Here is a 5,147-nt window from a genome sequence, read left to right on the forward strand (position 1 = left end):
GGGCAACGCCTTCTGGAGCCCAACGCTGCCGCCAAGCCGAGTACAGGAAATCGGGGATCCTCGCAGATCCCTCTCCCCTGCATGCCTGCTCCAGTCCAGACCGCAGAGGGCTTTCTCTGCCACTGCCCTCGCACCACGCCTGCACCCAATTCCGTTCCGCTGCCACCGCTCGGCAAACCTTCTCCCAAGCCGCCTCAGGGTGAGCCAACCGCACTTCCGCTTCCGCCCAGTAGCTGTAGAGCTGCGCCGTCCCGGTGCCCCGCGCCTCAGCCGCCTGGAAACACCCCACAGCCTGAACTGGATCCCGCAGATCCAGCCACGCCAAGCCCATCTGTACCCAGGGATCCCCCCACTCAGGGCGCAGCCGCGCAGCCTCCTGCAGAGGGGAAATCGCCTCTCGCAAACGGCCCAGCTTCATCAGGGCCAAGCCCCAGCGCCAAAAACTCTCTGCCGCCGTCGGATCCTGCTGGCAAGCCCGCTCAAACCACTCCGCTGCCGCAGCCCACAGCCGGCTCCGCTCTTGGGTCAGGCCAATGCGGTGAGCAGCCAAAGCCTGGCCAGAAGACAGCTCCAGCTGTCCATCCCCCAACTCCAGAAGCTGCCGATACAGAGCTGCTGCCTGCGGCCAATGGCCCTTCTCCCACAGGCTTTCCGCCAAAGCCTGCAAGCTCCTCAGCAGGTGGTAGACGGCCTCGGATTCGGCCACCCCCCCCGCTTGCAGCATCGCCAAGCCCTCTTGCCACACCAGCTGCGCCTCCAGTTCCCGACCCAGCAGGAGATAGGCGGCTCCCAGCTCCCAATACAGCTCTGGAGAGGGGGATCCCTGCTCGAGCTGTTGCTGTAAAACCTGGGTAACGCGTTCGTAATGTCCCTGCTCCCAATCCTCAAGGAGAAAAGCGGAAGACAACAGATGGGAGGGTAGAGCTGGGTTGAGAGCCATGTCTTTGTGGATGAGAAACAGTGTTACAAACTGCAACAACCTCCCCACTCTGGGCCCGTGCCCCTAGTATTCTAGGCTTGGCTTCCCCCTCAGGGATCGGGCATCGATCCTTCTCAGCTCAGAGAGGGATGCTCCTCCAGTCGTGGGTCAGCCTCTTCACCCCCTTCGATGGCACTGTCCTCGGCCTTTGTCGGCAGTTTTTTCGATCAAAACGGAGTTTAAAAGATCGATGGGTATCAACGTATCCGCTGGCGCAGTCGTTTCCAACCCCCGTCTCTACCAAACCGTGCCTGTATCGACCATCTCCCAGGCGGAACAGCAGGATCGCTATCTGGGACGCACCGAGCTGGATCGCCTCGAGGACTTTTTCTCCAGCGGCCTGAAACGGCTAGAGATTGCCGAGGTCATTGCGGCCAATTCGGAAATCATCGTCAGCCGGGCAGCCAACCGCATCTTCACAGGGGGCTCGCCCATGGCCTATCTGGAGCGGCCAGAAGCGACCCAAGACGAGAAAGAAGCCTTCAAGCTGGGTACTGCCTTCTACGTGGAATCCACCGGCGGATTCATTGAGGCCATCCGCAACATCTTTAGCGCCAGCGGCGTGGAGATTCCCCCCAATTTCCGCCCCATCAACATCTCCCGCTACGGAGCTGCCAACATGCGCAAATCGCTGCGGGATCTGAGCTGGTTTTTGCGCTACGTTACCTACGCCCTGGTGGCCGGGGATCCCAGTATCATCGCCGTCAACACCCGCGGCCTGCGGGAGATCATCGAAAACGCCTGCTCCGCCGAGGCCACCATTGTCGCCATTCAAGAGATGAAGCGGGCAGCGGCTGGCTACTTCCGCAAAGATGCCGAAGCAGTTGCCATCATCAACCAATACTTCGATGTCTTGCTGAGCGAGTTCATCGCCCCCGCCCCTTCCGACAAGCTGCGGCAGCGCAACGCCAGCACCGCCGACGGCCTGCCCCTGCAGGGGCTGCAGCTACCCCAGGTTTACAACTTGGCTGCCGAGAAAGTTCCCGTTTTTGCCATGAAGCCGGGGCTGTCCAACGCCGAGAAAGAAGAAGTCATCAAGGCCGCCTACCGGCAGGTGTTTGAGCGGGACATCCGCCGCGCCTACGGCCTCAAGCTTTCCGACCTGGAGTCGAAGGTGAAAAACGGCGAGATCTCCATGAAGGAGTTCATTCGCCGCCTGGGCAAATCGGAGCTCTACCGCAAGCAGTTTTACGAGCCTTACATTAACAGCCGCGTTGTCGAGCTGGCCTTCCGCCACTTCCTGGGGCGGGCTCCCGAAACCCGCGAGGAAGTGCAGACCTACTTCTCCATCATCTCCAGCAAGGGTCTGGCCGGCCTGGTGGACGCGCTGGTGGATAGCCGCGAGTACGGAGACTACTTCGGCGAGGAGACGGTGCCCTACCTGCGCAAGCTGGGGGTAGAAGCGCAAACCAGCGCCAACTGGGGGGCCAAATTCGACCTCTACAACTACGCTGCCCCCCGCCGCAAGGTGCCCCAGTTCATTACCCTCTTTGCCCGCTACAACCGGCCCCTGCCGGATCAGCATGCCTATGGCTCCGGCAATGACCCGCTGGAGATCCAATTTGGGGCCATCTTCCCCAAGGAAACCCGTTCCCTCAGCGCCCGCCCCGCCCCCTTCAACAAGGATGTCAAGCGCATCCTCATCCGGCGCGGCTTTGCCCTCACCAACGCCCGCACCAATCCCAAGGCAGTGGGGGATCCCGGTAGCCTTGGCCCCAAAGTCTTCAAGCTCACCCAAACTCCCGGCGATCGCAGCCGGCGGCTAGGGGTGCGGGCGGGGATTGTTGGCAGCGAAGTCTCGACGCAAGCGGTGATCTGCGCCTGCTACCAGCAGGTGTACGGTTACATGCCCTACGAAGGCCAACGGCTAACCCGTTGGGAGATCAAGCTGGAGTCGGGGGAAATTCCTGTCAAAGAGTTTATTCGCCAACTGGCCAAGTCGGATCTCTTCCGCAACAAGTACTGGTCCAGCTTGTATGTCTGCAAAGCCATCGAGTTTATCCACCGCAAGCTGCTGGGCCGACCCACCTACGGGCGCCAGGAGATGAACCGCCTATTTGACATCGCCTCCAAGCAAGGGTTCTACGCCGTCGTGGACGCCATCCTCGACAGCGAGGAGTACCAGCAGGTCTTCGGGGAAGATATCGTGCCCTATGAGCGCTACCTCACCCCCGGCGGTCTGGCGTTGCGGCGGATGCGCCCCGGCTCCACCGACATGGCAGTGACCAAGCCCATTCGCACCGACGACGACATCCCTCTCTTTGTCAAGTTGGGTCAGCCTCGGGATATGCCTTCCGGCGAGCTGGAAATCCAGCGGCGGGCCCAGCAGGGGGTGCCCAAGGTACGCCAAGAGATCCCTGTCTTCAAGCTCACCAGCCTGGCCAACAAAGCGGAAGTCAACAACCTCATCCGCGCCGCCTACCGGCAGGTCTTCGAGCGGGATATGGACATCTACAACATCAGCGCCGAGCTCAGCTCTGCCGAGTCCAAGCTGCGCAACGGCGAGATCACCGTCAAGGAGTTCATCGAGGCCCTGGGGTGTTCCGAGCTGTACCGCTCCGAGTTCTATGCCCCCTATCCCAACACCAAGGTGATCGAGCTGGGCACCAAGCACTTCCTGGGCCGTGCTCCTCTCAACCAGCAGGAGATCCGCAAGTACAACCAGATCTTGGCCACCCAGGGGGTGAAAGCCTTTGTGCGCGCCCTGCTGAACACCCAGGAGTATCGGGATCTCTTCGGCGAAGACACGGTGCCCTATCGTCGCTTCCCCACCTTGCCGGCGGCCAACTTCCCCAACACCCAGGAGCTGTACGGTCGTCTCACCAAGCAAAACCGCGAGCTGGTGGTGCCCAGCTTCAGCCCTGTGGGCAATGACCGCAGCTAGATATGGAGCTCTCAACCCCTTCTCCCCTTGCGGGAGAAGGGAAAGACGAATTAGCTCCACAAAGGCAGAGGAGACTGGGCTTCATAGCCCAGATGCCGTAGCGCAGCAGGGGTAACCACTCGGCCACGGGGTGTACGCTGCAAGTAGCCGATCTGCAGCAGATAAGGCTCATACACTTCTTCAATGGTTTGGGGATCCTCACCCGTCACCGCGGCCATCGTCTCCAAGCCCACTGGCCCTCCACCGAACTGCTCCACCAGCACCGTCAGCAGCTTGCGATCGATCCAATCCAAACCCATGGGATCCACCTGGAACAGCTCCAGAGCGGCTGCTGCCACTTCTTGGCTAATGTGGCCATCCCCTCGCACCTGGGCGTAATCTCGCACCCGCTTGAACAGGCGGTTGGCAATGCGGGGCGTGCCCCGAGAACGGCGGGCGATCTCTGCAGCCCCTTCTGGATCGGTGGAGACATTTAAGAGGCGAGCCGTGCGCAGCACGATCTGCACCAGCTCGTGAGGCTCGTAAAAGCGCAGCCGTTGCACGTGGCCAAAGCGATCCCGCAGCGGAGAAGTGAGGGCGCCAATGCGGGTTGTGGCCCCGATGAGGGTAAAGCGTTCCAAGGGCAGAGAGGTGATGCGAGCAGAGCGACCTTTGCCAATGGTGATATCAAGACGAAAATCCTCCATCGCCGGATAGAGCAATTCTTCTGTAACCTTGGGCAGGCGGTGGATCTCGTCAATAAACAACACATCCCCCCGCTTCAAGCGCACCAAATACCCGGCAATGTCGCGGGGGCTCTCCAAAGCCGGCGCGGTGGTCATGTAGAACTGGGATCCCATTTCTGCCGCCAGCACTGCTGCCACCGTGGTTTTGCCTAGACCAGGCGGGCCGTAGAACAGCAGGTGATCCAGAGGCTCTTGGCGAGCGCGGGCCGCCGCAATGGCAATGGAGAGCACTTCTTTAAGTTCCGTCTGGCCAATATATTCCGCTAGGGTGCGCGGGCGCAGGGATTCTTCCTGGGCTTCGCCAGGGTGGGCTTGCGGCTGCAACAGGGCAGAGGGATCCGCTCCCCTTTCCCCAGCAAAGCTCAACTCTCTGCCTTCTTTTCTCCAGGCTGAAGACTTTTGCTGCCGCCGCTTGGGGCCCTCAGCGTTCTGGCCTGTATCCCGAGAAGAAATGATTGCCATATCCCTAAGTCACAGAGGCAATGGCCCCAATTTAACTCTAGAAAAGCTCTGGGAAAGATCACCCCAGCAAAGAGAACAAAAAAATCCCCCAGACCAA

At 60.7% G+C, this 5,147-nt stretch carries 3 protein-coding genes; 1 reads left to right on the forward strand and 2 read right to left on the reverse strand.

Going from position 1 to position 5,147, the window contains the following annotated elements:
- A partial coding sequence (locus tag NW819_RS07470; RefSeq protein WP_414413372.1) for a tetratricopeptide repeat protein occupies nt 1–976 on the reverse strand: 976 nt, incomplete at its 3' end.
- Nucleotides 977–1,169: 193 nt separating this feature from the next.
- On the opposite strand from NW819_RS07470, the gene NW819_RS07475 reads away from it, so the two are divergent.
- Nucleotides 1,170–3,863, forward strand: a complete 2,694-nt coding sequence (locus NW819_RS07475; protein WP_414413373.1) for a phycobilisome rod-core linker polypeptide — start codon at nt 1,170–1,172, stop codon at nt 3,861–3,863.
- Between the two features lie 50 nt (nt 3,864–3,913).
- On the opposite strand, the gene ruvB is transcribed toward NW819_RS07475, so the two are convergent.
- Nucleotides 3,914–5,050, reverse strand: coding sequence for a Holliday junction branch migration DNA helicase RuvB (gene ruvB, locus NW819_RS07480; RefSeq protein ID WP_011430641.1), 1,137 nt, complete (start codon nt 5,048–5,050; stop codon nt 3,914–3,916).
- Nucleotides 5,051–5,147 lie beyond the last annotated feature (97 nt).

The organism is Synechococcus sp. R8-2, from assembly GCF_047461715.1.
In the GTDB taxonomy this organism is placed as follows: Bacteria; Cyanobacteriota; Cyanobacteriia; order Thermostichales; family Thermostichaceae; genus Thermostichus.

What these genes read in the sequence shown, in the direction of transcription:
- NW819_RS07475 (WP_414413373.1), top strand. Translation starts at nt 1,170, where the DNA reads ATGGGTATCAACGTATCCGCTGGCGCAGTCGTTTCCAACCCCCGTCTC.
- ruvB (WP_011430641.1), bottom strand. Translation starts at nt 5,050, where the DNA reads ATGGCAATCATTTCTTCTCGGGATACAGGCCAGAACGCTGAGGGCCCC.